The sequence below is a fragment of the Rhodococcus sp. 320_ES genome (genome assembly GCF_059691855.1).
Window position 1 is genome coordinate 376367 of record NZ_JCAWAG010000001.1, and the last position, 25061, is coordinate 401427.

32 protein-coding genes and 1 pseudogene are annotated in these 25061 nt (G+C 63.3%); 31 read left to right on the plus strand and 2 right to left on the minus strand.

Features of this window, described 5'->3' with window-relative positions:
- Positions 1-270 precede the first annotated feature (270 nt).
- The 21 genes from AC59JP_RS01955 to AC59JP_RS02055 all read left to right on the plus strand — a co-directional run bounded on the left by AC59JP_RS01955 (position 271) and on the right by AC59JP_RS02055 (position 12990).
- Positions 271-444, plus strand: coding sequence for a hypothetical protein (locus AC59JP_RS01955; protein WP_497323939.1), 174 nt, complete (start codon positions 271-273; stop codon positions 442-444).
- Positions 444-611, plus strand: a complete 168-nt coding sequence (locus AC59JP_RS01960) for a hypothetical protein (RefSeq protein ID WP_497323940.1) — start codon at positions 444-446, stop codon at positions 609-611. Before AC59JP_RS01955 ends, AC59JP_RS01960 begins: the two co-directional genes overlap by 1 nt.
- Before the next feature lie 4 nt (positions 612-615).
- The gene (locus AC59JP_RS01965) at positions 616-1008 is read left to right on the plus strand and encodes a DUF3307 domain-containing protein (protein ID WP_497323941.1); all 393 of its coding nucleotides are present in this window, start codon (positions 616-618) and stop codon (positions 1006-1008) included.
- Positions 1009-1110: 102 nt separating this feature from the next.
- Positions 1111-1251 (plus strand): hypothetical protein, encoded by a 141-nt coding sequence (locus AC59JP_RS01970; RefSeq protein WP_497323942.1) that lies wholly within the window; start codon positions 1111-1113, stop codon positions 1249-1251.
- A gap of 553 nt (positions 1252-1804) precedes the next feature.
- Positions 1805-2281: an HNH endonuclease signature motif containing protein gene (locus tag AC59JP_RS01975; protein WP_497323943.1), complete on the plus strand. Its 477-nt coding sequence runs from the start codon at positions 1805-1807 to the stop codon at positions 2279-2281.
- Positions 2278-2748 (plus strand): phage terminase small subunit, encoded by a 471-nt coding sequence (locus AC59JP_RS01980; RefSeq protein WP_497323944.1) that lies wholly within the window; start codon positions 2278-2280, stop codon positions 2746-2748. The genes AC59JP_RS01975 and AC59JP_RS01980 overlap by 4 nt, the downstream gene beginning before the upstream one ends.
- Positions 2749-4413 carry a terminase large subunit domain-containing protein gene (locus AC59JP_RS01985; RefSeq protein ID WP_497323945.1) on the plus strand — a complete coding sequence of 555 codons (1665 nt, stop codon included), beginning with the start codon at positions 2749-2751 and terminating at the stop codon, positions 4411-4413.
- A gap of 15 nt (positions 4414-4428) precedes the next feature.
- On the plus strand, positions 4429-5802 hold the full coding sequence (locus AC59JP_RS01990) for a phage portal protein (RefSeq protein ID WP_497323946.1): 1374 nt from the start codon (positions 4429-4431) through the stop codon (positions 5800-5802).
- Between the two features lie 3 nt (positions 5803-5805).
- The gene (locus AC59JP_RS01995) at positions 5806-7623 is read left to right on the plus strand and encodes a VG15 protein (protein WP_497323947.1); all 1818 of its coding nucleotides are present in this window, start codon (positions 5806-5808) and stop codon (positions 7621-7623) included.
- Positions 7620-7853 (plus strand): hypothetical protein, encoded by a 234-nt coding sequence (locus AC59JP_RS02000; protein WP_497323948.1) that lies wholly within the window; start codon positions 7620-7622, stop codon positions 7851-7853. The genes AC59JP_RS01995 and AC59JP_RS02000 overlap by 4 nt, the downstream gene beginning before the upstream one ends.
- A 61-nt stretch (positions 7854-7914) precedes the next feature.
- Positions 7915-8580 carry a hypothetical protein gene (locus AC59JP_RS02005; RefSeq protein WP_497323949.1) on the plus strand — a complete coding sequence of 222 codons (666 nt, stop codon included), beginning with the start codon at positions 7915-7917 and terminating at the stop codon, positions 8578-8580.
- Between the two features lie 28 nt (positions 8581-8608).
- Positions 8609-9496: a phage major capsid protein gene (locus tag AC59JP_RS02010; protein WP_497323950.1), complete on the plus strand. Its 888-nt coding sequence runs from the start codon at positions 8609-8611 to the stop codon at positions 9494-9496.
- Complete coding sequence (locus AC59JP_RS02015; RefSeq protein WP_497323951.1) at positions 9496-9774, plus strand: hypothetical protein; 279 nt, start codon at positions 9496-9498, stop codon at positions 9772-9774. The genes AC59JP_RS02010 and AC59JP_RS02015 overlap by 1 nt, the downstream gene beginning before the upstream one ends.
- 9 nt (positions 9775-9783) lie before the next feature.
- The gene (locus AC59JP_RS02020) at positions 9784-10167 is read left to right on the plus strand and encodes a hypothetical protein (RefSeq protein ID WP_497323952.1); all 384 of its coding nucleotides are present in this window, start codon (positions 9784-9786) and stop codon (positions 10165-10167) included.
- A complete protein-coding gene (locus tag AC59JP_RS02025; protein ID WP_497323953.1) occupies positions 10164-10532 on the plus strand; it encodes a hypothetical protein in 369 nt (122 codons plus the stop codon). Before AC59JP_RS02020 ends, AC59JP_RS02025 begins: the two co-directional genes overlap by 4 nt.
- Before the next feature lie 2 nt (positions 10533-10534).
- Positions 10535-10732, plus strand: coding sequence for a hypothetical protein (locus AC59JP_RS02030; RefSeq protein ID WP_497323954.1), 198 nt, complete (start codon positions 10535-10537; stop codon positions 10730-10732).
- A 1-nt stretch (position 10733) separates the two neighbouring features.
- Complete coding sequence (locus tag AC59JP_RS02035) at positions 10734-11045, plus strand: HK97 gp10 family phage protein (RefSeq protein WP_497323955.1); 312 nt, start codon at positions 10734-10736, stop codon at positions 11043-11045.
- Positions 11042-11482, plus strand: a complete 441-nt coding sequence (locus tag AC59JP_RS02040) for a hypothetical protein (protein WP_497323956.1) — start codon at positions 11042-11044, stop codon at positions 11480-11482. The genes AC59JP_RS02035 and AC59JP_RS02040 overlap by 4 nt, the downstream gene beginning before the upstream one ends.
- Positions 11483-11588: 106 nt before the next feature.
- Positions 11589-12155 carry a phage tail tube protein gene (locus AC59JP_RS02045; protein ID WP_497323957.1) on the plus strand — a complete coding sequence of 189 codons (567 nt, stop codon included), beginning with the start codon at positions 11589-11591 and terminating at the stop codon, positions 12153-12155.
- A gap of 14 nt (positions 12156-12169) precedes the next feature.
- A complete protein-coding gene (locus tag AC59JP_RS02050) occupies positions 12170-12559 on the plus strand; it encodes a hypothetical protein (RefSeq protein WP_497323958.1) in 390 nt (129 codons plus the stop codon).
- Between the two features lie 50 nt (positions 12560-12609).
- Complete coding sequence (locus AC59JP_RS02055; RefSeq protein WP_497323959.1) at positions 12610-12990, plus strand: hypothetical protein; 381 nt, start codon at positions 12610-12612, stop codon at positions 12988-12990.
- Here the strand turns inward: AC59JP_RS02055 and AC59JP_RS02060 are convergent.
- Positions 12987-13340 (minus strand): DUF732 domain-containing protein, encoded by a 354-nt coding sequence (locus AC59JP_RS02060; RefSeq protein ID WP_497323960.1) that lies wholly within the window; start codon positions 13338-13340, stop codon positions 12987-12989. The genes AC59JP_RS02055 and AC59JP_RS02060 overlap by 4 nt on opposite strands.
- 63 nt (positions 13341-13403) lie before the next feature.
- On the opposite strand from AC59JP_RS02060, the gene AC59JP_RS02065 reads away from it, so the two are divergent.
- The 3 genes and pseudogenes from AC59JP_RS02065 (at position 13404) to AC59JP_RS02075 (ending at position 20631) form a co-directional block, all read left to right on the plus strand.
- Complete coding sequence (locus AC59JP_RS02065) at positions 13404-17969, plus strand: phage tail tape measure protein (RefSeq protein ID WP_497323961.1); 4566 nt, start codon at positions 13404-13406, stop codon at positions 17967-17969.
- On the plus strand, positions 17969-18919 hold the full coding sequence (locus tag AC59JP_RS02070) for a phage tail protein (RefSeq protein ID WP_497323962.1): 951 nt from the start codon (positions 17969-17971) through the stop codon (positions 18917-18919). The genes AC59JP_RS02065 and AC59JP_RS02070 overlap by 1 nt, the downstream gene beginning before the upstream one ends.
- 74 nt (positions 18920-18993) lie before the next feature.
- Positions 18994-20631, plus strand: a pseudogene (locus AC59JP_RS02075) (Gp37-like protein).
- Here AC59JP_RS02075 and AC59JP_RS02080 read toward each other — a convergent pair.
- A complete protein-coding gene (locus AC59JP_RS02080; protein WP_497323963.1) occupies positions 20628-21137 on the minus strand; it encodes an NUMOD4 motif-containing HNH endonuclease in 510 nt (169 codons plus the stop codon). The pseudogene AC59JP_RS02075 and the gene AC59JP_RS02080 overlap by 4 nt on opposite strands.
- Positions 21138-21215: 78 nt before the next feature.
- Here AC59JP_RS02080 and AC59JP_RS02085 point away from each other — a divergent pair, with 78 nt between their 5' ends.
- The 7 genes from AC59JP_RS02085 to AC59JP_RS02115 are packed head-to-tail and all read left to right on the plus strand — an operon-like array spanning position 21216 to position 25061.
- Complete coding sequence (locus AC59JP_RS02085; protein WP_497323964.1) at positions 21216-21836, plus strand: phage gene 29 protein family protein; 621 nt, start codon at positions 21216-21218, stop codon at positions 21834-21836.
- Positions 21833-22822 carry a glycine-rich domain-containing protein gene (locus AC59JP_RS02090; RefSeq protein WP_497323965.1) on the plus strand — a complete coding sequence of 330 codons (990 nt, stop codon included), beginning with the start codon at positions 21833-21835 and terminating at the stop codon, positions 22820-22822. Before AC59JP_RS02085 ends, AC59JP_RS02090 begins: the two co-directional genes overlap by 4 nt.
- Positions 22819-23124 carry a hypothetical protein gene (locus tag AC59JP_RS02095; protein ID WP_497323966.1) on the plus strand — a complete coding sequence of 102 codons (306 nt, stop codon included), beginning with the start codon at positions 22819-22821 and terminating at the stop codon, positions 23122-23124. The genes AC59JP_RS02090 and AC59JP_RS02095 overlap by 4 nt, the downstream gene beginning before the upstream one ends.
- Positions 23124-23351, plus strand: a complete 228-nt coding sequence (locus AC59JP_RS02100) for a hypothetical protein (RefSeq protein ID WP_497323967.1) — start codon at positions 23124-23126, stop codon at positions 23349-23351. Before AC59JP_RS02095 ends, AC59JP_RS02100 begins: the two co-directional genes overlap by 1 nt.
- A gap of 8 nt (positions 23352-23359) precedes the next feature.
- Entirely contained in the window at positions 23360-23968 is a 609-nt protein-coding gene (locus AC59JP_RS02105; protein ID WP_497323968.1) for a C39 family peptidase, read from the plus strand.
- Entirely contained in the window at positions 23968-24780 is an 813-nt protein-coding gene (locus AC59JP_RS02110) for a glycoside hydrolase family 19 protein (protein ID WP_497323969.1), read from the plus strand. The genes AC59JP_RS02105 and AC59JP_RS02110 overlap by 1 nt, the downstream gene beginning before the upstream one ends.
- Positions 24777-25061, plus strand: a complete 285-nt coding sequence (locus AC59JP_RS02115; RefSeq protein ID WP_497323970.1) for a hypothetical protein — start codon at positions 24777-24779, stop codon at positions 25059-25061. The genes AC59JP_RS02110 and AC59JP_RS02115 overlap by 4 nt, the downstream gene beginning before the upstream one ends.

The following is a 25061-nucleotide window of genomic DNA, read 5'->3' on the forward strand; positions in this document are numbered from 1 at the left end:
GCACTCATTTCGGCGAGGGTGTTGCTGCGCCACATCGAGACTCAACGCCGGCGCCTGCTTCTTCATCAGCTCTAAACCGCCGACAGCACCTTCGGGTTGCCTGACCAGCGAATTTCTTTTTGGTTCGCATCTGCTCTAAACCAGCTCTGAACCATCTTTAAACCAGGGAGACCGCATGTTGTTCGGTATCAGCTTCGACACCTACGCGACGGCCATCAAGTACCTCGCTGCCATCGCCGGCGCTCTGATCCCCCTGATCGGGCTGTTCTCGTGAGCGTCGAAGCCGACGCCCAGCGCCGCGCCATGGACGACGCACACGGCCCGTACTACGGCATGTACCTCGACGCCATGGAGAGCCGCACGTTCTACATGGACAGCCTGGCAACAGTGCTCGCTGTACCTGGTGTCGATGCCGCGATCAAGGCACACAAGGACGCTGCCTGATGCGCTCATGGTTGGCGGCAGTCCTGCGCACCACAGCGGATCACCTGGAGCCGCCGAAGCCCGCCGCTCATACTCAGTCCTGGTTCGGTCCGTTCGCAGCGTCCGACGCCGAGGCCGTACTCAAGCGGCAGCAGCAACACCAATCCCTCACCTTCTCCCGCCGCTGATCCGATGGGTATCGCTGAAGCAATCGCGCTGACGTTGCTCGCTCACCTGGTGGGCGACTACCTGATTCAATCGCACTGGATGGCAACGGAGAAGACGAAGCACTGGTGGCCCGCCATCGCACACGCCGTCACGTACGGCATCCCGTTCCTGTTCATCACCCAATCCCCGCTCGCCCTCGCGGTGATCGTGGGAACACACGCGGTGATCGACCGCCACAGGCTTGCGCGTCATGTGGTGTGGTTCAAGAACCTCGCAGCACCCAAGGCGTTCCGGTCCGGACATACGGCCACCGGATACCCGGAGGACACCCCGCCGTGGTTGGCCTTCTGGTTGCTGATTCTCGCGGACAACATCCTGCACATGATCATCAACGTCGCCGCTGTGGTCTGGTTGTAACCCCATGCGTACGTTGGTGTCCCGCTTCGACTACGACACCCGCATCACCCTTCTCCTCCGCTGGCTTCTGTACCGCCTGACACAGGACGCGAGACTGCGGTGATGACCTTGGGCGACCTCATCACCGACGCCTACCAGCGTCTCCTCGGTGCCCGTGAGCGCGGGGACGACGTGGAGGCAGCGGTGGTGGAGGACCGGCTGAACGCCATGCTGGAGCGAGTGCCGAGGCCGGCGAGGTTCTGATGCCGCGAACCAAGATGCGCGTGTGCGCCGAACCCGGCTGCCCCGCAATCCAACCCACCTCCCGATGCCAGACACACACACAGCAGAGGGACGCGCACTACCGCGTTACCACACCCACCAAGATCCACGAGCCGGCAGACCGGGCACGCAGACGCACAGCAGTACAAGCACACAGGGCCGAGCACGGCGAGTGGTGCCCCGGATGGCAACGACCCTCACACACCCTCACCCTTCGAGACGGAGGGTTGACCGCAGACCACGTGCACGAGATCGCCCAGGGCGGCTCACCCATAGGGGAACTGACCGTGATGTGCCGCAGTTGCAACAGCCGCAAGGCCAACACCACACGCCCCTGACCTGCGCAAACACCCCATGCGACAGGGGATATAGCACTAACCCTTAACCCCCTGACCTGCGGAAACGTGGGGTGGGGGGAGAGCCCCAACCGACCCGAACGGCGTTTGGCCTCGGGTAAGGCGGATTTTGCTCCGTACGAGTCTGGGGCAGACCGAACATCGACTGAATGATTCTGAGGCGGGAGGTGAGCACTGAGATGGCAGGAAACGAGAGTGGAGACGCCGCAGTGGATCGCCTCTGGCGCCGGGTCGACAAGACTGAGACCTGCTGGAACTGGACAGGGCATATTTCCGGCGGTTACGGACGCATTCGAGTCAACGGACCCAGGGTTCAGGCTCATCGGTTTTCGTACGAGTTGGCGATGGGCAAGATCCCAGACGGGTTGTTCCTTGATCACCTTTGTAGAAATCAGCGATGCGTGCGGCCTAGTCACCTTGAGCCGGTGACGCCGCGGGAAAATTCACTGCGTGGCGTCGGGCCGATTGCAGATCAGGCGCGTCAGACCCATTGCAAGAATGGGCATCTGCTCGGAGGGGAAAACCTTCGACTTCGGGGCAACAAGCGTGAGTGCAGGACGTGCTCGATAGTCGCACGTCGAGAGTGGCGCATTGCCAATCGTGAGCGCATCAACGAACAGAAGCGCGTTTGGTACGCGCTGTCGAAGGTTGGGTGATCACAATCGCAGGAAACGGCCCCCCACCCAAGGATCCATCCACTCGCGCTCGCCGGAACACGACTTCGACGAAGGCCACTCTGCGCGTTGTCCCCGATCTGCCGGTGCCTGATCTGCCGGAGTCGGTGGAGGGGTGGCATTCGATGACCCGCAAGTGGTGGGCTGATGTGTGGTCTTCCCCGATGGCTCCGGAGTTCGATGCGTCGGATTCGCATGGGTTGTTCGCGCTGGCGGTTCTGACGAATGATTTCTGGTTGGCGGAGTCCGCGTCGGACCGAATGAAGTTGGCGGCGGAGTTGCGTCAGCAGTCGCAGCGGTTCGGGTTGTCGCCGATCGACCGTCGTCGGTTGCAGTGGGAGATCGAGCGGACCGAGGAAGCTCGGGACAAGGGGCAGAAGCGTCGTGCTGCTGCGCCGGCGAAGCCTCGTGGGTCTTCGGATCCGCGGTCTTCTCTGTCTGGTGCGTAGATGTCGGTTCTGATGGTTCCGCCGCCTGATGCGGAGCCGTGGCCGACGTTGGGTCCGCAGGTGTGTGACCTGTTGGAGGAGCGCGCCGTTCATGGTCCTGGTGACCTGAAGGGTAAGCCGTACCGGTTGGACGATGACAAGCGTGCGTTCATCTACCGGGCGTACGAGGTGTTCCCTCGTGGTCATGTTCGTGCCGGCAAGCGCCGGTTCAAGAGGTTCGGGTTGTCGCTCCGCAAGGGGACGGCGAAGACGGAACTTGCTGCGGCCATTGCGTTCGGTGAGTTGCATCCGGATTCTCCTGTGCGCACCGATGGGTGGCGCAAGGAGCAGGGTGCGTGGGTTCCCGTTGGGCGGCCGGTGACGGATCCGTACATCCCGATGGTGGCGTACACCGAGGAGCAGACGGAAGACCTGGCGTACGCGGCGTTGTACATCATGTGCAGCGAAGGCCCGGACGCCGACTTGTTCGACATCGGCTTGGACCGCATTCTCCGCTTGGACGAGCGTGGTCGGGCCGATGGCAAAGCGGTTGCACTGGCGTCCTCGCCCGATTCACGTGACGGTGCGCGTACGACGTTCCAGCACTTCGACGAGACGCACCGTTTCACGCTGAATCGTCTTGTGGAAGCGCACGAGACGATGCTGCAGAACATCCCGAAGCGCATGATGGCCGATGCGTGGTCGTTGGAGACCACCACGACGTACACCCCCGGCGAGGGGAGTGTCGCGCAGGGCACGCACGAGGATGCGGAGCAGATCGCGGCGAAGAAGATCGAGGATCCGACGTTCTTCTTCTTCCACCGTGACGCAGCTACATCGGACGACGAGAACTTGGACGAGCCGGACCAGTTGGCCGCGGCGATCCGGGAAGCGTCGGGTCCGTCCGTTGCGCAGTGGGAGGACTTCGAGGGTCAGGTCGAGTCGATCGCCTCGCTGTACCACCAGGCGAAGCGGCGTGGGAATGCGTCGTATTTCGAGCGGGTGTGGTTGAACCGCCGAGTGCAGGGCGGCAACAAGGCGTTCGACGCTTCCCGGTGGGCGGAGTTGAAGCGGGATCGGGTTCCGCTCAAAGGGTGCGCGATCACTCTCGGGTTGGACGGGTCGAAGTGGAACGACACCACGGCCATTGTCGCGACCGAAGTGTTGTCGGGGTGGCAGTGGGTCGCGGGGTTCTGGGATCCACGCGAACTGCAGTCCGGCGAAGTTCCCACCGACGAGGTGGAAGCCGCCGTGGACTTGTTGGCCGCCGAGTATCAATTGATGCGCCTCTACGGCGACCCTGCCCAGGGATTCGATGTGGTGATGGCCCGCCTGGCGTCGAAGCACGGTCCGAAGAAGATCATCGAGTTCTACACCGACTCCCGCGGGCTGCGGAAGACGGCGTTCGCTGCCCGGTCGTATTCCACGGCAATGCGATCCGGCGAAGTGACCCACGCAGACGACGAAGTGTTCGACCAACATATCGGCTCGTCGCACAAACGACTGTTGAAGATGCTCGACGACGAAGGCCAGCCGTTGTGGTTGATCGAGAAGGAGCGGCGTGACTCGCCGTTCAAGATCGACTGCGCCATGGCCGGCACGTTGTCGTGGGAGGCGCGGATGGACGCGCTGACCGACCCTGTTCCACAACCGAAACCGCCGTCCAAGGTGATCGTGTTCCGATGATGAGAGGTGGTGGGTGTGGCCGAGCTCGATGACGACCAGAAGGCCATCTTCACTGCCCTGTCGGACGAATTGACCGCCGCTCAGCCGCAATTCGACCTGATGGATGCGTACTACGACGGTATGCAGCGCCTGGAGCAGTTGGGGTTGGCGATCCCTCCGGAGTTGCTGAAGTTCACGGTGATCGTGAACTGGCCGCGCCTCGCTGTCGACGGTGTGAACGAGCGCCTGGAACAGAAGGGGTTCCGACTTCCGGGCTCAGACTCGGGTGCGGATGATCTATGGACGATGTGGAACCGCGCCCGCATGGGCGATCAGGGGATGCTCTCGCGCCTGGATTACCTGATCTACGGCCGCACGTACAAGTGTGTGGGGTCGAACGAGGACGATCCGGAGACTCCCATCGTGACGGTGGAGTCTCCGCGCAACGTCATCACCAAACGCAACGCACGCACGGGCCTCGTGGAGGCCGGTGTGCGGTTGTACGACGTGGTGAACGGCCAACCCACCGCGGCAACGCTTTATCTGCCGAACGAGACGGTCTATCTGACGTCGAACGGTGGCAGTTTTGAAATCGACACGGACACCGAACCCGATGTGCACAACCTCGGTGTGGTGCCGGTGATCCCGACGTTCCGCCGCCGGCGCACTCAGATTCCCGCGAACCGGTTGCTGCAGGGCGTGTCTGCGATGGCGGACGTGATCCCCATTGCCGATTCCGCCGCTCGGGTCATCACCAACGCTCAGGTTGCCCAGGAAACTCACGCGGTGCCGCAACGGTACGCGCTGGGTGTCTCGCAGGGCGATTTCGCGGACCAAGAAGGCAACGCACTCCCGGTGTGGGAGGCGTACTTCGGTTCCGTGTGGGCGTTGACGAACGAGGACGCCAAGGTGGGGAACTTGTCGTCGTCGGACATGCAGAACTTCGAGCGGATGGTGGAGCTGTACGCCCGCCTCGCCTCCGGTGTCTCAGGTCTTCCCCCGAACTACTTCGGACTGTCCGCCGACGACGCTGCGTCCGCCGATGCAATCCGTGCTCGCGAGGCCCGGTTGGTGAAGACCTCCGAGTTGGATCAGCAGGCCCTCGGGTATTCCGACGCGGAGACGGTTCGGGTGATGCTGAAGTTCCGCGACGGCGCCGATGCTGACCGTTTGGACGGTCTCGAAACGCTGTGGGTGGATGCGGCTACTCCGACGATCGCTCAGCGCACCGATGCGGTGGTGAAGCTCTACACCGCAACCGATGGGCAGGGTCGCCCACTTCTGCCGGCCGAGGCCGCGTGGGAGGAGTTGGGTAAGTCTCCCACCGAGATTGCTCGACTGAAAGCGATGCGTCTCGAGGAGTCGCAGGACCCGCAGTTGGAACGCCTTATCTCCGCACCGAACAGCTAAGCCGTGCCGCTGCCGAGTTCGGCTCTGGATTACTGGGACGAGCAACGCCAGGTGTCGGCGCGGACGTTGGCTATCGCCAAACGTCTGTGGTTGCGCATGGGTGGCAGTTTCGATGCCGCGTGGGACCAGATCGCCCCGGTGCTCGTAGCGTCGGTGGAGAAGGGGCAGTTGGCGTCCGCCGAGTTGGCCTCCGACTTCGTCCCGGAAGTTCTGGACGCTCAGGGTATCGACGTTCCCGCCGATGCGGATCCGATTCCCCAATCGGTCGTCGGTGTCACCGGCGGCGGTGTTCCTTTGGAGGAGGCGCTGTATGCCTCGGTGATCGGCGCCAAGCAGGCGGTGAAGGATGGTTCGACCACTGTCGCTGCGTTGCAGACCGGCGGATCAGTGCTGCAGATGTTGGTATCCACGGCGCTGTCCGACTCCGGTCGCGCTGTCGAATCGCTTGGTGTGGCAACACGTCCCAGCGTGGGGTATGTGCGCATGCTCGAAGGTGAATCGTGCTCCCGCTGCATCATCCTGGCGGGCCGGTTCTACCGCTGGTCGGCGGGATTCAAACGCCACCCTCGGTGCGACTGCCGCCACATCCCCGCCACGGAGAAGGTGGCGAACAAACTCACCATCGACCCCGACAAATACTTCCGGTCGTTGTCGAAGGCGGAGCAGGACGCACGCTTTGGCGCTGCGAACGCGCAGGCCATCCGCGACGGCGCGGACATGGGCCAGGTCGTGAACGCCCAGAAGGGCATGCAACAGGCTCAGGTGTACGGCCGGAACTTGAAGATCACCACCGAGGGGGTCACGAAACGTGGCGTGGCCGGCAAGGTCATCCGCGCTCGTGGCCGTGACCCGAGAACCACTCCGCGGTTGATGCCGTCGACCATCTACGACATTGCCGAGGACCGCGCCGACGCATTGAGGTTGTTGCGCGCCAATGGGTACGTGGTGAACCGCAACGGTGTTCCGACGTCGGGCCGTGGTTCGCGCACTGGTTTGGCGGATCTGGACCGCGGTGTGGTGGATCTGGATCGAATCGTCGTACGACCACCCGTGGTCCCGGCGGCTCCGCGACGAGTCCCCCCAGTTCCGTCTCGTCCGGCGGTCGCCGGTGTGACAACGGAGTCGGTTGCGGTGCTGCGGCGCAGTCAGGTCCGCGACATCGAAGCGGCTCTCACACGGGCTGCACGGGACGCGGGTAGGACACCGGACGAACTGGTAGCCCAGTCGCACGAAGCGTTGTCGGTGTTCGCTCAGGACAAGCGGGTTGCGGTCAACATGAAGGAAGACGGCTTGTTGTCCTTCCTCCGCGACGGCTACTACCGCAACCGTTTCGAGACGGGCGTTTCCGGTGGTTCCAATGATGCTGCGTTGCGCTCGCAGTACGAGCAGGCGTGGTTCGGCACCGACTCGAAGCCTCCGACATACGGGTATCTTCGGTCGCCGGACGATCGACCGTCCGCAGCCGATGCCTACGGCAAGTTCGCCCTGGTGCTGAAGGACTCGCCGAATGGTGAGGGAATCTCGGTGTCGACCGGAGACTCGTTGGGCCGTTCGGAATCGACCATACCCGCACCGCTGGACGATCTCGGTCGGTTCACCGGCGATCCATCTCAGGCCGCACAGTTCTCCACGGCGCAGGAGTACGCGGATGCGTTGAACGGTCCGCTGTACCGCCGTAACTACGTGGAGGCGCAGATTCACCGCCGAGTGTCCGTGGACGACGTCGCCGAAGTGGTGTTGCGAGAGAGCCCGTCTCCCGCTGTTCGTGACGCGCTGACGCAGGCGGGGCTTCCGTTCCGAGTGGCGAGGGTGAACCGGTGAACGTACCTGTGACGCACGTGCTCGACACCGGTTACGACGCACACGAGTTCAGCCCTGGCGTGCTCATCGTCGACGGTCTCGGCGCCCACCTGGTGTCGTCGCTGAAGTTGTCCGGCGTCGGTGTCGTCGCGGTGCATACGTCCGCCGAGTTCGATGCGTCCGCGCTGGATCGGCAGTTGGCTCGCGAGTTGACCGATGCCGTCGCTGCTCGCGCCCGCCGCAACCCCTGACGGGGTTCCACAGTTTCCTCGCCGCAAGGGCTGGGATTTCACCTCTCGCAAGGAGAGACGCATGTCCGAGAAGACCCTGGTCGACCACCCGGCAATCGTGTGGAACGCCCAACCGCTGCAACAGCACTACGCAGAAGCCGACGCAGCGGACGAACCCGACGACTCCGACGAGTCGACCGACGAGGAAGGTTCGGAATCCGTCGACGATTCCGAAGACGAATCCGGCGACGATGACGACGAGGACAAAGAACTCGGCCCCAAAGGCGAGAAAGCCCTCGCAGCCATCAAGGAGAAGCACAAGGCGGAGCGCGGCAAACGCCTCGCCGCGGAGCGCCGCATCCGTGAACTGGAGTCCGAGAAGGAGTCCGGTGGCGACGAGGCCGCGCAGGAACGTCAGCGGATCGAGGAGGAAGCCACCGCAAAAGCCAACACCCGCATCATCAAGGCGGAGTTGAAGGCAGCGGCGGCGGGGAAGCTCCTCGACCCCAGTGACGCGGTGGTGTTCATCACCGATCTCGACCAGTTCGACGTCGACGACGACGGGGACGTAGACCCCGAAGCGTTCGTCGAGGCGATCAACGATCTCATCTCCCGTAAGCCCCATCTTGCCGCGCAAAGCGGCGACACCAAGAAGACCCCCAAGCCTGACCGCTCGCAAGGAGCTGGAGGCAAGGGAATGTCCAGTGCGGAGCAGCAATTCGCTCACGCGCTGGGTCCCCTCCTGTAATCCCATGCGAAACGAAAGGTGAACCACCGTGGTTCAGAAAGACATCCGCCGGGATACCTCCGGCGTCATCCTCCCCAAGACGGTTTCTTCGGAAATCTGGCAGGCCACCATTCAGCAGTCCGTCGTGCAGCAGCTCGCACGACAGATCACCCTCCCCGGCGGCGGCATGGACGTGCCGATCATCACCGGCGACCCGGTGGCCGCGTGGACCGCTGAGACCGAAGAGAAGCCGGTCAGCCGGTCGACGTTCGGATCGAAGAACATCAAGGGTTACACCCTCGCTGTGATCGAGCCGTTCTCGAACCAATTCCGCCGCGACATCCCCGCCCTGTACAACGCCCTCGTCAGCCGCCTTCCCGGCGCCCTGGCGAAGACGTTCGACATGACGGCCCTCGGCTTCGCAGCGTCTCCCGGATCGGGTTTCGACACCCTCGCCGGCGCTCCGACCGCGTCGATCAACACCAACGTCTACGACGGCTTCCTCGCCGGCCTCGGACTCGTTGCTGCTCAAGGCGCCGACGTCACGGCGTGGGCACTGTCCGGCCAGGGTGAGATCGCAGCACTGGGATCGAAGGACACCCAGGGTCGCCCGATCTTCATCGACAACGTCACCACGCAGGGGTCGGTGGGCAACATCCTCGCCCGTCCCGCGTTCAAGTCGCCGTACGTCTACAAGGCCGGCGCCACAGGCGTTGCCGCGACTCTCGGGTTCGGTGGCGACTGGAACTCCGCAGTGTGGGGTTACGTCGAGGGCATCAAGATCGACATCTCCGATCAGGCCACCCTCAACGACGGCGGCACCGCACTGAACCTGTGGCAGCGCAACATGTTCGCTGTCCGCGCAGAGGTCGAGGTCGGGTTCGCCGTCCGCGACGTCAACCGCTTCGTCCGCCTCACGGGCGCCACCCCGGCCTGATGGCAACGCTGAGGTTGCCGTACGGCGGCGGCCCCGTCGAGGTCGCAGACGCCGACGCGGACATGTTCATCGGCCTCGGATACGTCCGGGTGTCCGACGAGCCCGCCCGCGCACCGTCGAAGACGGAACCGACCCCTCCGCCGCAGGGCGGTCCGGGTTCGGGGGTGAAGGCGTGGCAGAAGTACGCGCTGGATCTCGGGTTGGCGTGGGCCGAGGATTCCGAAGTCACTCGCGACGAGTTCATCGAACGCATCGAAAAGGCCGGTCACCCGGTCTAGGAGGTTCCGGTGGCGCTTCCTTTCATCACAGTCTCGGACTACACATCCTTCACAGGGGAGACCCTGACGGAGGACGAGCAGAAGCAGGTCGAGTCGATCATCCGTATCGCCTCCGCCCGCCTCCGCGGTGTCATTCCGGGGTTGGAAGCTCGGGTGATCTCCAATTCGATCGACCACGATCTGATCGTCGGTGTGATGGTGGAAGCTGTTGCGGCGGCGTTCGACACGATGCGTGTGGGCATTCGGGTGAAGTCGGTGCAGTACCCGGAGTGGTCGACGGAGTACACACCGTCGACGTTGTCCGGGTTGGTGTCGTTCACACCCGAACAGATCGCGCTTCTGACCCCTGCGGTGGAGACCAATGCGTTCTCCATCCGGCTCGGGTTGACGTGAGATTCCCCGAGAAGTGGACGGTACGGGAGCCAGGCCCCGCCACCGTCGACCCGTCGACAGGTAATCGCCGCAACGGCGCTCCTGTGTTGTCGCAGCGTCGGGGGTTGCTGCAGCAGCGGCAACTGTCCGCGTCCAGTGTCGACGCCGGCAACAACGAATTGCCCAACGGCACCGTTGTCTCCACGTTCGATCTTCTGCTCGACGTCGGCCCTGAGCCGTCCTCGCGTGCCGTCCTCGTGGACGCCGCGGGGGAGACATACCAAGTGGTGGGTGCCAGCCGCACCCGCAAACCCGCTGTGGGCGTTCGTAAGCCCGCATACGTCGCCGTGGTGGTACGGCGCTCATCTGATCTGAAAGAGGTGTAGCCGTGGCTATTGTCACGTTCACAGTCGACGGCGTGGAGCATTTCGCCGACGAAGATTCCCGTGCCTACGAGTTGTACAAGCGCGGCATCGACGGCGGAGCCGAGTTGGAGCAGAAGGTCACTGAGACCACTCCTGCTGTGTCGGCGAAGCCGGATGCGAAGGCACCGTTCGTCTCTGCGAAGCCCAAGTCCGAGGACTGACATGGCTCGGGTCACGATCTACGGCGCGCAACTCCGCAGGGAGGGGATGGAGAACTCTCTGTCCGGGCGCAAGCGCATCGCCGACGAGATCGTGTCTCGGTTCCAGTCGACCGCCCGAGTCAGAACGGGACGTTTCCGTGCCGGCGCACGGGCGGTGACGGAGGGTGACCGGGTGTTCGTGGAGAACACCGACCCGAACGCCTTCTACAAGGAGTACGGGACGTCACGCACTCGGGCTCAGGCCGACATGACGAACGCTGCTCGCCAGTACGGCAAGTACAGCGGGTTTCAGCCGAGAGGTAGGAGAGGGTGACGTCGTTCACCCCATTCGCCCCCGGCGCAATCAGGGCATTTCTCATATCACTTCCGGAATTCACTGGCTACCTGCCCGCGGCATCGCTGACCACCAGGGATGTACCGGAGAAGATCACCGGTCCGTACGGAACCCTCTCCGCCCCGTCGAACTACGGGGAAGATCCCATGCTTCGGCGGCCCATGGTGCAACTCGACGTGTGGGTTCCGAAGTTGGAAATTCTCGGTGGCGACACCGATCCGGAGGAGTTGGCGTGGAACATCGCCGACCTCGCCGGTCGGTTGGTTCACAAGGCGAAGATCCAGAACTTCCGCAACGCCTCGTGGCGTGCGGACTGGATCGACGGTCCGATCACGGACGTCGACACCGAACGGGGAGTGGACAATCCACTGTTTCGCGCCCTCGTTCGGTGGGACGTGAAGATGGTCGTCCGCTGACGCTTGCGCGTCCACAGTTGTCCCGCCCTGGGTGCTTGCCTGGCACGTCCAGGGCGGGACTCACCAAAACGCTCACGACCGTGAGCCACCCTCAGGAGGATATTTCGTGAGCACATTCGCAAATCCGGAGAAGGCGTATGTCTGGCAGGACGGTGACGCATTCCGCGCCCCCGCCGGCACCGGCATCCCCACCGCACCGTTCGGCACCACTGTCGCTTCCACCGTCCCCTCGGCGGTGACGTGGGATGCGTTCGGCGGCATCGAGGCAGGGTTCGAGCAGAACCCGTCGCAGGACAAGAAGGAACTTCCGATCTGGAACTGGCGCAAGTCGGCGTACAAGTACGCCAGTTCGCCCCGTTCGGACCGGTTGAAGCTCAAGCCGGTCGACTACTCGAAGGCCACCGTCACCACGATGCTGCAGGGCGGCACCATCTCCGAGACCACCACAGGTTCCGGGGTGTGGAAGTGGACGGTCGGTGACTCCGAGGAGTTCGCGATCCTGCTTCGTCTCGAGGACGACACCGACAAGCACGCGCTGTACTGCTCGCGTGTCACCCTGTTCACCCCGCCGCCGCGGTCGCTCGGTGGAGACAAGATCGACGGTTTCGACATGGAACTGCTGTGCCTCGCACCGGTGGTGCCGCTGTCGAACACCAACCCGCTCGCCCCCTGATCCGAGAGAAGACCATGCCAGGCACCCCGCGTAAGACAGCAGCGAAGAAGGCGGCTCCCCGTCCGGCTCCGAAGGCTCCGGAGCCGGCGGGGAACCCCAACGCCATCGACCTCCTGACGGTCCTCGGCACCCAAGCGCAGGAACCGGTTCCGGTAACTCTGCTCGGTGTCGACGCCGATGTGAGGCGTGAATTTCTCGGTGAGGAAGTGGTGTTGTTCTCGGCGTTACTGCGGGAGAACAAGACGTTCGATGCGGTGAAGATGTTGTGCGCGTCGAACGGCGACGAGTTGGCAGAGAAGATCGGCTCCTTGTCGGTCGAGGCGGCGATCAAGGTAGTGAATTACCTTGCCAAGTTGTCGACGATCACCGAGGGGGAACCGTTGGCGCTCTTTCCTGCCTCCTGACCGAGGGTGGTTGGAGCGCAACGTACGCGAACTTTCGGCGGTACTACCAGATGGACCTCCGTGAGGCCCTGAAACTACCCGCACGAGACGCAGCGGCACTCGCTCGTTCTGTGCAGCAATGGACCGCGCAATCTGCCCGTGATTCCGAGAACTTGGCGATGCTCGTCGACCGCGACGACTACTGGCTGAACTCCGAGTATCGGTCGTGGGTCACGGACCCGGAAGATCCGGACGTCAAGGCCGCTCAGGCCGAGGCGAAGAAGCACAAGCCGAGCGAATCCCCGATCCTTCCTCCGATCGCCCAGCGTGACCCGGAGTTGGCGGAGGCATTGACCGCGGCGTATTTCGAGAAGTTGGCGAAGAACGCACCCAAGCCTGCCGAGAAGCCCCGCCTGGCCGACTTGATCGGCCGGTGGCAGATAGCGGACTAGGGCGCCTGGTCCGGGCAGTACGACCCGATAGCGGAACCGACAACCAGCTCCGCGTCCGGTGTTGCCCACGGTCCGCCGGTGGTGACGGAAACCTGCCGTTCGACGGAACTTCCTTCGGTGAGCGATGTGCAGATGTCACGTCCCACCGTTCGTGTTCCAGCAGCGTTCGGGATGGTCACCTGCAAATTCTGTAGTGCATTGGTGAACAACTCGTCCGGCGGCGTATTCGGCCGCGACTCCCTCGACTTCGATACCGACGCCACCCCTTTGTCCACCCCTGTTTCGGGTGCCGGGGATGAGCAGGCGACGGCACATGCGGTCAGCGCGCACACGGCGGCGATCTTCTTCATCGCCCCATCGTCGCAGATCACTCATGGCATCAACCCCTATTTCTTCGGCAGGAGGTGACCTCGTTGGCAGGTGGACGCATCGACATCGAGGTTGCGGCCGATCTCCGTGGGTTCGAGCGGCAGGTTCGTGACGGCGTCAACAACGCCGGCGGTTTGTTCGACGGGCTGTCCGGGAAGTTGGCCGGCCTCGCTGTCGCTGCTGGTGCGGCGTTCTCGTTCAAGTCGGTCATCGACACCGGTAACGAGTTCACTCGCACGCTCAATTCGTTGTCGGGTGTCACTCAGGCCACTGCGGCGCAGATGGATGTGCTCAAGGCCAAGGCGATGGAACTCGGCAACGATGTCGACCTGTCCGCCACCTCCGCAAACGACGCTGCCGCCGCAATGCTGGAGTTGTCCAAGGGCGGCTTCTCCGTCGATCAGTCGATGCAGGCCGCCAAGGGCACGTTGCAGTTGGCGGCGGCTGCGCAGATCGATGCCGCGCAGGCGGCGACGATTCAGTCTCAGGCGTTGCAGGCGTTCGGTCTGCAGGCGGACTATGCGGCTACGGCGTCGGATGTTCTCGCGAACGCGGCCAATGCGTCGTCGGCTGAGATCACCGACATTGCAGCGGGTCTCGCTCAGTCTGGTGCGGTAGCGAACCAGTTCGGTTTGTCGATCGAGGACACGTCCGCGACTCTTGGCCTGTTGGCGAACGCCGGTATCACCGGTAGTGACGCCGGCACGCTACTGAAGTCCACTCTGTTGTCACTCACGGACACCAGCAAGCCGGCGCAGGCTGCGATGGAAACTCTCGGCCTGACGGTGTACGACGCGCAGGGCAATTTCGTCGGCATGGAGTCGCTGATCGGGCAACTTCAGACGGCGTCTCAGGATCTCACCCCCGAGTTGTATCAGCAGGCCACCGCTACCCTCCTCGGGTCGGACGCGATGCGTCTCGGTGGTGTTGCTGCGGAGCAAGGTGCCGCGGGATACAACGCGATGCGTGAAGCGGTGAGCCGCCAGGGTGCCGCTGCAGAACTCGCCGCCGCTCAGAACCAGGGCTTGCCTGGTGTCTTCGAGCGCGTCGAGAACACTGCGGAACGGTTCAAGCTGCAGCTCTACGACCTCATCGACGGTCCGCTGACAGCGCTGGGTACGTCTGCGGTGAACCTCGCCGATGGTGCACTGGACCGCCTGGACGACGCGATGAACACCCCCACGGGTGCGATCGCCCAACTCGGCGCCGCAGCATCAGGTTTGGCGCTGCGGGACTTCCCGATGCTGGAATCGGCGTGGGGCAACCTCGTCGGCTCCGGTGTGAAGCTCGGCGACATTGCCCGGTCTGCCGGTGAGGGTCTGGTCAGTCTCGCGCAGGGCGCGATGACGTCCGGCGGGCTGCTGGACACGCTGCAGGCGGCAGGGCAGGGCGCTGCCGCGGGACTGTCCGGGACGTTGAGCATCGTTCAGCCTCTCGCCGCCGGTCTCGCATCACTGGCTGGGCTGTTCGGGTCGCTTCCTGGCCCCATTCAGACTGCTGTGACAGCCCTTGTGGCGCTGCGGATCGCACAGTCGGTGTTCTCCACCCAGATCGCCAACGCCAGAGGGACGCTTACAAACTACGGGTCAGCGATCCGATCCTTCGCCACGGCCAACGGCGCCGCTGTCACCACCACCCAACGCCTCGGCGGTGCCGCCCAGCAGGGTTCGGTACAGATGGGCCGGTTCGGTTCGGCTATTGCCGTACTCGGGCAGCAATCACCTGGCCTGGCTCGCATTCAGTCGTCGTTCGTCGGGGCCGCATCGTCAGCCGCGCTGGCTGGTTCCTCCCTCGCCCGTACGCAGGGTGCGATTGCCGCCTCGGGGACTGCGGTTCGTGTCGCGGCCGGTGGTTTGATGTCCGCCCTCGGCGGTCCGTTCGGCATTGCCATTGCCGGTGCTGTTGCTGCGCTGTCGCTGTACGCGGCGGAGCAGCGAAAGGTAGCGCAGCGCAACAAGGAACTCGAAGCCAACGCCAAGGATCTCGGCAAGGCGCTGAACGACTCCAACGGTGAGTTGACCAACGCCACGCAGAAAGCCGCCGCTCTCGCGTTGGAGCAGTCGAAGATGGCCGGCACCGGACAGTCGGTGCTGAAGTACCTCGACTCCGTGGGCATCTCGGGCGCGAAGGCCGCTGCGGGACTTGCCGGTTCGAACGAGGCCCTACGGGCGAACCTGTCGATTCTGAAAGAGAATGCGGACGCCGAAGCTGCCGCGAACAAAGAGAACATCCAGAACTCGCTGAACCCGGTGACCGGTTTCAAGGATCTGTTCAACATCGGCGGGTTCTCGGACAAGTCGAAGCAGGCGCAGAACGCCTACAACGACTACAAGAAGCTCGCAGACGCAGCAGTCGAACAGGCCGACGCCATCCGCCGGGTCAATCAATCCGCAGGCAACGTCGATGCTTCTGGTACCGCTACCGCCCTCGGCACGATGCGCAAGACGATGCAGGAGTTTGCGGACTCCTCCGGTAACGCGGCATCGAAGATCGACATTCTCAACGGTGGTCTCGCAGCACTTCGTGGCGATCAGTTATCGACGGAGGATGCGCAGCAGCGGGTCAACGACTCCATCCGCAGCTTCGCCGCGGCACTGCCCGAGGGTGGCGCAGCAGCTATCGCGGCGTCGGGTCAGATAGACACCACCACCGAAGCAGGATCACGCCTCTACGACGCGATGAAGGGTGTGCAGCAGGCGTTCGACTCCGCCGGCACTGCCGCATTCCAGTCCGCGATCAGCCAGGGGCAGTCGCAGGCGCAAGCCGCCGCCGCCGCTCAGGCCGCGGGGCAGCAGGTTCGGGACTCGTTCGTCGCGCAAGCGCAGGCCGCTGGTCTCACGTTGCAGCAGGCGAACGCACTGGCTGACACGTACCGCCTGTTCCCGACCGACCTGAAAACGAACATCACCGTCGATGTGAATCAGGCCATCTTGGACGCGCAGTCGTTGAAGACGGCCATCGACGACGCCACTCGCGACCGCTACACCAAGGTCACGATCGCGCAGAACACGGTCATCGACACCCCCAATGGACCTCGGTCGATCGCACAGAACCCCGGCCAGTTCGCGGAAGGTGGAGAGGCGACCGGCGGCACGCCGGGCGTGGATTCGATTCCCGCGCTTCTGATGCCGGGTGAGCACGTCTTCACCACCTCGGATGTGCAGAAGGCCGGTGGGCAGGCCGCGATGTACCGCCTGCGTGAGGCCATCCAGTCTGGTCGTGCGCGGAAGTTCGCTGACGGCGGCGCTGTGGACGGTCTGGACAACATGGTCGACTTCGCCCGCTCCACCGCCGGCCGCGGCTACGTGTGGGGCGACTGGGACTGCTCGATGTACATGTCGCAGATCGCCGCCGCGGGTATGGGCCGCGAACTCGGCAGGCTGTGGACGACGTACTCCATCCTCGGCGGATCCCTTGCGGGAATGCAGCCCGGAGGAAGCGAGGGACACTTTCGCATCGGTGTCTCTCAGGAGCATATGGCCGGAACCCTGTTCCTGAAGGACGGTTCGCGGGTCAACGTCGAGAACGGTGGCAGCAATGACGGTTCCACCTATGGCGCCGGTGCTGCTGGCTACGACGACGCGCAGTTCGGAACCCAGTTCCACCTCCCGGACGCTGCTTTGTCACCGCAGATGCAGATGGCTGCCGGTGTCACCTCCGCCGGCACGACGCTGCCGACGTGGACGCAGAAGCAGCAGTTGGACCTCGACGAGTCCGTTCTGCGGGTGCAGAAGGCGATCGAGGCGAAGGACAAGGTCTACGCCGACGAGAAGAAGACGGCCAACGATCGGGCCTTGGCGGACAACAAGGTTGCGCAGGCACAGGCCGAGGCGGACCGGTTGGCGAAAGCCAAGTCCGACACCGACGCGGGACTGGACCCCAAGACGGGGTTGCCGTACGAGGAGAAGACGAAGAAGTCCGACACGTCCACCGACCTGCCGTCTTCACCGTCGTCCTCTTCTGCCTCCACACCGGCATCGGGTGGTTCCGTACAGGAACGACTGAAGAAGTTCGGCTCCGACGTGTCGGGGATCTTCGTCGATGCTCTGTTCGAGCAGTTGCCGTTCGGCATCGGTCAATCTCGTTGGCTCACTACCGACTTTTCTCTGCCTGCGGCTGGTACTCCGATGACGCTGGCGGAACCGCCGAAGTCGTTCTCGGAATCCGAGGTGAACAACCAACTCCCTGTCACCCCCGGCACTCCGGGGTGGGAACAGAAGTTGTTCAGCATCGACCCGGAGTGGATGTCGAAGGTCGGTCAGGGGCTACTGAACAGCCTTGGCGTCAACCCGACCGTGAACCTGCGTGACACCGGTGGTCGGTTGCCGCACAACAGCCTCGCTCTGAACCTGTCGGGTCAGGACGAGTGGGTGACCACCAAGGCGCAGCGGGATCAGCAGATGCGTGATCTCGCCGCAGCCCGTTCGGGAAATCAGGCGAGGAGTCAGGCGCCACTGGATCTGTCGGGCCTGGACAGCCGTATCAGCGAGTTGGTTGGCGCTGCCCGACAGCCGCAGGTGGTCATTCAGACCGACTCGATTCAACAGGGAATGCGGGAGATGCGCAGTGAGCAGAACATGAACTCCCTCTCATTCAGGCGGCGTGGCTGATGGCGGGGTTCGTCACCCAAGTCGAACTCGAAGGCGTCAACGGCAAGTTCGTCACCCTCAGCGGCGAGGGGTCGGATGACTCCGCAACTTACCTCGCCACGGGCATGACGGGGTTCATGGACGTTCCGGTCACTGTTCTGCGTGGATCGCATGCCTTCCAAGAAGGGTCGACGTACTTCGGGAAGCGGTTCCCGGAGCGGTTGTTGGAGTTCGGTGTCGTCATCGACAACAGCAACGGCTCGTCGTGGATGGAGAACGACTCGGAGTTCCGCAAGATGTGGGACGTCGATCGGGACTGCAAGTTGTGGATCGAGACGGAAACATCTCGGCGCTACTTGAAGATTCGGCCGGCGGAAGAGTTTCGGTTCGAGTTGGAGTACGACCCGAACCAGACGCAGATCGAGACGGTCAAACTCAAATGCGTTGCCATGGATCCGTGGTGGTACGAGGACGAGTACACCGACGTCTTCACTTCCACCGAGAACACGATGGACGGACACTTTCAGTCCGGCACCGTGACCATGGTCAACCCGTGTGACCGCGAGGTCTGGCCGCGGTGGAGCCTCCCCGACCCTTCCGTGCCGAGACTCCCTGATTACTCGTGGGGTGACAAGCGGCGCAACGGGTGGCAGAACGGCGTGTACCTCGACAACGCCACGAACTTCGCCACCAGGCAGATCGTCATGCCGGAAATCCTCGCACCGCCTGCGGGTCAACCGCAGTCCTACTACGGGGTGCAGGTGAACACCCGGCCGGATGCGCTACGTGGGGGGTTCCCGTCGCGGGACCAAACGTACGGGCAGCGAATGAAGATGGTGCGCTTTCTGTACCCGATTCCGCCGTACACCGCACCAGTGGAACTCCCGGTTGGAATTTCGAAAGCCGCTGTAGGTGCGCGGATTCAATTGCTCATGCCTCGCCCGTGGTCTCGGCCATGGGGTCTCGAATGAATCAGGACGGAGGGTAGATGACAAGTCCGACTATCGACGTCGATCTCGTCGAGTTCAACCGGCAGATCGAAGAGATGCTTCGTGAAGAAGCTGAACGCCGCAATTACCCGCCCGATGTCGAACTGTACGACGGCGACTGGAACTCGGTCGGCGTTGCGGGTCAGATCATCTCGGCGGACTTCAAGTGGGTCGACAACGAAACCGGCACAGCGGTGTTGGAGATGCCACTCGACTACTACCTGTCCGAGTGGGCGATCAACGTCGATGCCCGTTCCACCTCTGACGTCCATGTGCGGATGGAGAAGGACGGCGCCCGCTGGACCGGTAAGATGGACGAACTGAAGATCATCAAGGAAGACACCGGACGCCGTCTCGTCCGCCTCCTTTTCAAGCATGATTTCCAGCAAATCAAGCACATGGTGGTTTATCCGAACCCCTTTGCCTGGGGCCCTGCCTGAAAAGGTGGGGCCCCAGGCAAAGAGCCTGAATTCTTACCCCCTGAAGTGCAATTTCCGCGTTTATGGTTATGTTTCGGAAGAGCGCGTTGGGCTCTCAAAACAACGCTGCTTTGTACGATTATGCGGCTAGAAAGTTCCCTCTGGACCCTCCCGGATAACCCCCTGGATCGGACGCAGTGGAACAACTTCAACCAGTCGACCTGGTGGAACGTCGTCGCCCCCGACTCGACACCGGACAACAGCCTCCCCGCGATCGTGCATTCGCGGATGAAGTCGATGTTCGACACGTCGAAGAAGATCGTCGCGGACGGGCAACTGTCGTGGACATGCCGGCGTTACCTTCCCGGTGATCCTCCTCCGTGGCCCGGTGCGAACCTGCGTTACGGCTGCCTTGTGTGGGATCTGGTCGACAAGTCGTCGTTCGCCACAGGTACGGCGTTCCGCGGCAACGTGTTCAGCGGATTCTTCAAGGAACTACTGAACATCCACGGTGACGGCATCACCGAAACCGTGGAGCAGGTCGACGACCCCAACGTCCCCGGTATCTACCCGGTTCCGGAGTACCGCGGCACCACCCCGTCCGCTCCCGGTTGTGTGTTCTGGGAGTCGGAGATGTCCGGCATTCAGTCGTCGGAGTTTTCCATCAAGCCCGCAGGGGCAGTGGGGAGTGTGGCCGGCGGCCACTCGATGCCTGGTGTGAACGAACTCATCTCTGCCGCAGTGCAGATGGTCGGTGACCTCACCGCCATGATCCCCGGCGTTCCACCTCTCGGCGGCGTAGCTGATGCGGTGTTGAAGCCGCTGTACACCGACGTTTTCCTCGCGTTCGGCAAGATCAAATCATCCTCTCGTGCTGTGCGTTCCGGTGGTGCTCATTACCACGAGGAGTTCGCGGACGGCGCTGACAAGGCGTACACCCTCGGCTACCTCCTTGCTCAGCGTGCGCAGATGTGGCGTACCCGTGAGGTGCGTTCCTGCACCTTGAAGGTGGCGAACGCAGCACCGTGGACGGTGGGCGACCAAGGCGCCGGTGACTTCTTCATCGGTGACCGTGTCGGGTTCAACGTCATCGGCATGCCCACGGGCGTGGTGTACGTCGAGCAGGTTTCGGAGTTGTCGTTGTCGTGGGATCGGGACAACGCCCCGTCGTGGGACATCACTATCGGGCAGCGCACCCCGCAGGATCCGGTCGTGGAGCTGTTCGAGGCCGTCCAGGAGATATTCAGCATCGCCCAGGAATTGGGTGTTGCTTAAGCAGTCTTCTTGCGGCGGTTGCGGTAGTAGCCGGCGTTCTTCGTAGCCCATGCATCGAAGGTGATCTTGGCGCAAACGCGGCAACGTCTGGCGTTCGGCTTCGATGGTTGCGTGTACGTGTTCTCGGCTGAGTATTCGTGCCCACGGGGGCAATGTGTTTTGCGGACGTGATGATGCGTCCCGTGGGCCACCTGATCAAGAGTGTTGTCGGACTTCGAACCCCAGCAAACGTTCTCAGCCCGGTTGTCTTTGGGTTCACCATTCAGGTGGCGGCACTCAGTGTTCTCCGGGGGTGCGCCGTGAAACGCCTCTGCAACTAGGCGGTGCACGAATTGTGGCTTGCACTTGCCGTTTCTGCTGAGGGTGACCATCAGGTATCGGCTGTGCTTCGTGTCCAGAAGTTTTAGTGGGAGGTCTTTTCCAGTGCGCCTGATCTGCCCGTGGCTGCTGGCTTCATAAAGACCACCCCAAGAGGGTACGGGCTTCCAATTCTCGACAGATTCCATAGTCCAAGAATACCGCTCATGTAAGAGCGAATCCAGTTGGCACCAGCAATATTTGGCGAAATCGAAAGTCGGTGACTGATGCCTCGCATTCCCACCCAGCAGTGGTGCTTGGAGCAAGACGATCCGAAAAAGCGTCACCAGTGGTTGTTCGTTGCCTCGATGGTGTACGGGCAGAACAGGTACACCCCGGACGACGACAGCCTTGAGGTGATGTCGGAGCGGATCGAGGAGTTCGGGTACATGCACGTCTCCGAGATCAAAGCCTTGGCTGACAGCAACGGCAAGATCGACGTCTCTGACCTCAGGCCGCAGACGAAGAAGGTCCGTCTCCCCGCGATGGGGCAGCACCACACCCTGAACAACACGTCGTCGATCGTGGACATGGACGAGCCGGATTCGGTGGCGATGGTGGCGCAGGACATGGACGTGTTCACCACGGAGCAGAACCAGGCGCACTTCGATCAGCTTGTTGCGAAGGGGTTCACGGTCCCGGAGATGCCGTTGGGTCCGTCGACCGCGGAGGTGGTGACGGATGTGTTCGACCCCAGCACCTACGACCCCGGCCGCGACACACCATCCGAGGTCATCGGGTTACTGAAGGGTCAGTCGGTGCCGAACCGCCGCATCATCCTCGCTGCGGAGATGCGCGGTAAGCGTCGGGAGAAGATCCTGAACCACCCTGATTGGAAAGGGCTGTGACCTACCCGGTCGGCTCCCCACCCTCGGGGGCGTATGTCGTCGGCACTGTCGACGATGCGCAGGGGCAGTCGGAAGCGTCGGTGCGCAACCAGATCCGGGGTGCGAACCTCGCCGGTTTCGCGGGTGCGCAGAACGGGTTCGGCGGCATCTTCTCCGGGTTCCTGGGGATGTTCGCGTCGATGAATCAGATCATCGACGAAGCGGTCACCCAGGCGGGGACCATCTCCGAAGACCTTACGAACCTGACGAACCGAGTCGAACTCCTCGAAGGTGGGGCGCTGACGATCCGGTCGTATGCGTTCAACTCCACCTGGACCAAACCGCCGAACCTCACCCGCCTCGGTGTTGCTGTCGAGGGCGGCGGGGACGCCGGCCGTTCCGGCGGCACCGGTGGCGTGAACATCGGCGGCACCGGTGGTTTGAGCGGTGGGTACCGGTTCATCTGGTTCGAGGCCGAACAACTCGCCGACATCGGCGCCACCGAGCAGGTGGTGGTCGGTGCTGCGGGAGCGGTCCCGTCGCAGTTGGGTGGGATCAGCCGCTTCGGCAACCTCATACAGTCCGTCCCCGGCATCGGTGCTGTATTGACGATCGAGGGTGCGCAGGTGTCGAACTCCGCCGCCGAGCGTGGCGGTCAGGGCGGCAACGGCGGCAACGCCAACACCGGTGTCCCTCTCACTGCTGGTTCTCCTGGCGGTGCGTCGGCGTTCGGTGCCGGCGGTACTGGGGGTGCCAGCAACGGCAGCAACGGTGGCAACGGAACAGCGGCCACGATCAGCCCCTACACCCGCGGCAACGGTGGATCCGGTGGCGGTGGTGGTGGGAACAACTTCGGCAACGGCGGCAAAGGTGGCAACGGTGCTTACCCGTCCGGGGGTGGTGGGGGTGGTGGGTCTCGCAGTTCCTTCGGCTCCGCTGAGGGCGCCGGTGGAATCGGCTCCGATGGGCGAGTGACAGTGATCGAGAAGACGGGTGGTCCGGCGTGAGCAAGCAGGCAACACGGGTGACAGGTGCCATCGAAGGAAAAGCGGGGGAGGCGTTCGGGTACAGCCTGTCCGAGCCGCTGAACGGTGTTGGGCATCTGATCGTCTCGCGTATCGACTGGCCGCAGTTTGGGTGCCGGGAAACGCGCATCACCCCCGCCACGGTCGTGACGGATGACGACGGCACCGAGCATGTGGTGATGTTGGTGAACGGCGACCAGACGATGGCGCTGTCCATCGAACTGCCGCTGTGTTCGCACGCCGAAGCGTTGGAGTCCATCGGGTACACCGAGGTCGTGGTCTGATGGCGTTCGGTCGCACGAAGGAACAGGCGTCTCCGTTCGCCACAACACAGACTGTTGCGCAGACAGCAACAGCGATCACCAACTACCTCGGCCGCACCATCACCGTGGCCGATGTTGTGGCGCAGATGGCGCTTCGCTCCCGCCCCAACGCCACCGCATCCACACCGGTGAACTTCTCCCAGGCCGAACTTCTTCTCGGCGTGTTCCAGTACGACGTCACCTCATAGGGGAACCGATGGCCGACATCGTTCTACCGCACAACAGCAGCATCATTCCCCAGGAGACCGGATACTTCTGCGGGCCGGCATCGACACAGGTAGCCCTGGATGTGCGCGGTATCGGATCATCCGAACCGGACCTCGCTCGGCAACTCGGCACCACCACGAACGGCACCAACCACATCGGCCTGATCCGAGACCTGCTGAACCGCAACCTCGGTGGTGTGTACGTCACCCGTCAGATACCGGGCAACTACGCCACACCCGCCGAACGTGACCTGCTGTGGTCCGACATCCAAGCATCCATTCGGGCAGGGTACGCCGTCGTCGTCAACATCGTCGTCCCCCCGTCGAACTACCCGCGTGGCACCAGGGGAGAACGACCGGCCTACGGCGGACGGACGGTCTACCACTACTTCACCGTCGTGGGGTTCAACCCAGATACCCGCGAAGTGTTCGTCGCGGACAGTGGTTTCCGACCGTTCGAATACTGGATGAGCGTCGACCAACTCGCCTCGTGCATCGCAGGCAAGGGGTACACCGCAGCCGTGAATGTCGCCCCCGCCGTGGACCCAGACGCCGAGGTGTGGGATCGAATCCTGTTGCAGTTCATGGGACCGGCCTGATGGACGCCGGCACGCTCGCGAGGGCGATGGATAACCGGGTGTCGATGGCCCGCTACGAAGAACTCTGCCCCGCTTTCAACGCAGCCCTCATCGCCGCCGACTGCACCACAGTCAAGCGCGTGGCGATGTTCGTCTCGCAGATCGGCCACGAGTCCGGCGGATTGAAGTGGATGGAAGAGATCGCAGACGGCTCCGCGTACGAGGGGCGCAAGGACCTCGGCAACGCCCAACCCGGTGACGGACGCAGGTTCAAGGGCCGCGGCCCTATTCAGATCACCGGCCGCTTCAACTACGGCAAGTTGTCCGCCTGGGCACAGGGTAAAGGCTACGTCGACACCCCGACGAAGTTCGTGGATGAACCCACGCTCCTGTCGCAGCCGCAGTACGGGTTCCTCGGCGCTGTCTGGTACTGGACCGTCGCTCGCCCCATGAACACGTACGCGGACAACGCGGACCTCCTGGGCGCGACCAGGGCCGTCAACGGCGGCACCAACGGGCTCGACGACCGACGCAACTTCTACAACCGCGCACTGGCGCTCGGAGACGCACTTCTACCGGAAGAGGACGACATGGCAAGTAAGGCAGAACAGATCGAGGAGCAGTTGCTCGGACCCGGCGGTCAGGGGTGGCCGCAACTCGGTGACCACACCGCGCCTAAGCGCAGCCTGGTCGACGGCACCGGGCGCGTGATGCAGATCGCGAACTTCCAGGTCGATCAACTCAAGCGTGTCGAACTGAAGCTCGACGCCGTTCTCACAGCCCTCAAGGTTGAGAACCCCGCGCCGTTCGAGTACGAGAAGGAGCAGTCATGACCACACCGAACTCCGCAGTCTCCGAGTGGGTTCAGTCCCTCCCGGTCTACAAGAAGTACGCCAAAGGCATCGCCGCCCTCGTCGGTGGTCTCATCAACCTGGCGTGGCTGCTGACCGTCCTGCCGTCACAGCTAGTTCCCACGGGGTGGGCGTTCGGTGTCGCGGTTGCGGTGCAGTTCGTCGTCGGCGTGGTGGGTGTCGTGGCGTTGCCGAACTCGCCCACCGTGAAGCAGGCGGAAGCTCTCGAAGAGTACGTCGGCAGACACCGCAAGGCGGACTGA

Bases quoted from the DNA above. Each gene is read 5' to 3' on its own strand.
- AC59JP_RS02050 (WP_497323958.1), top strand. From the start codon at position 12,170: ATGCCAGGCACCCCGCGTAAGACAGCAGCGAAGAAGGCGGCTCCCCGT.
- AC59JP_RS01960 (WP_497323940.1), top strand. From the start codon at position 444: ATGCGCTCATGGTTGGCGGCAGTCCTGCGCACCACAGCGGATCACCTG.
- AC59JP_RS02115 (WP_497323970.1), top strand. From the start codon at position 24,777: ATGACCACACCGAACTCCGCAGTCTCCGAGTGGGTTCAGTCCCTCCCG.
- AC59JP_RS01970 (WP_497323942.1), top strand. From the start codon at position 1,111: ATGACCTTGGGCGACCTCATCACCGACGCCTACCAGCGTCTCCTCGGT.
- AC59JP_RS02085 (WP_497323964.1), top strand. From the start codon at position 21,216: ATGCCTCGCATTCCCACCCAGCAGTGGTGCTTGGAGCAAGACGATCCG.
- AC59JP_RS02015 (WP_497323951.1), top strand. From the start codon at position 9,496: ATGGCAACGCTGAGGTTGCCGTACGGCGGCGGCCCCGTCGAGGTCGCA.
- AC59JP_RS01985 (WP_497323945.1), top strand. From the start codon at position 2,749: ATGTCGGTTCTGATGGTTCCGCCGCCTGATGCGGAGCCGTGGCCGACG.
- AC59JP_RS02035 (WP_497323955.1), top strand. From the start codon at position 10,734: ATGGCTCGGGTCACGATCTACGGCGCGCAACTCCGCAGGGAGGGGATG.
- AC59JP_RS01975 (WP_497323943.1), top strand. From the start codon at position 1,805: ATGGCAGGAAACGAGAGTGGAGACGCCGCAGTGGATCGCCTCTGGCGC.
- AC59JP_RS02055 (WP_497323959.1), top strand. From the start codon at position 12,610: ATGGACCTCCGTGAGGCCCTGAAACTACCCGCACGAGACGCAGCGGCA.
- AC59JP_RS02060 (WP_497323960.1), bottom strand. From the start codon at position 13,340: ATGAAGAAGATCGCCGCCGTGTGCGCGCTGACCGCATGTGCCGTCGCC.
- AC59JP_RS02080 (WP_497323963.1), bottom strand. From the start codon at position 21,137: ATGGAATCTGTCGAGAATTGGAAGCCCGTACCCTCTTGGGGTGGTCTT.
- AC59JP_RS01965 (WP_497323941.1), top strand. From the start codon at position 616: ATGGGTATCGCTGAAGCAATCGCGCTGACGTTGCTCGCTCACCTGGTG.
- AC59JP_RS02100 (WP_497323967.1), top strand. From the start codon at position 23,124: ATGGCGTTCGGTCGCACGAAGGAACAGGCGTCTCCGTTCGCCACAACA.
- AC59JP_RS02070 (WP_497323962.1), top strand. From the start codon at position 17,969: ATGGCGGGGTTCGTCACCCAAGTCGAACTCGAAGGCGTCAACGGCAAG.
- AC59JP_RS02005 (WP_497323949.1), top strand. From the start codon at position 7,915: ATGTCCGAGAAGACCCTGGTCGACCACCCGGCAATCGTGTGGAACGCC.
- AC59JP_RS02110 (WP_497323969.1), top strand. From the start codon at position 23,968: ATGGACGCCGGCACGCTCGCGAGGGCGATGGATAACCGGGTGTCGATG.
- AC59JP_RS02105 (WP_497323968.1), top strand. From the start codon at position 23,360: ATGGCCGACATCGTTCTACCGCACAACAGCAGCATCATTCCCCAGGAG.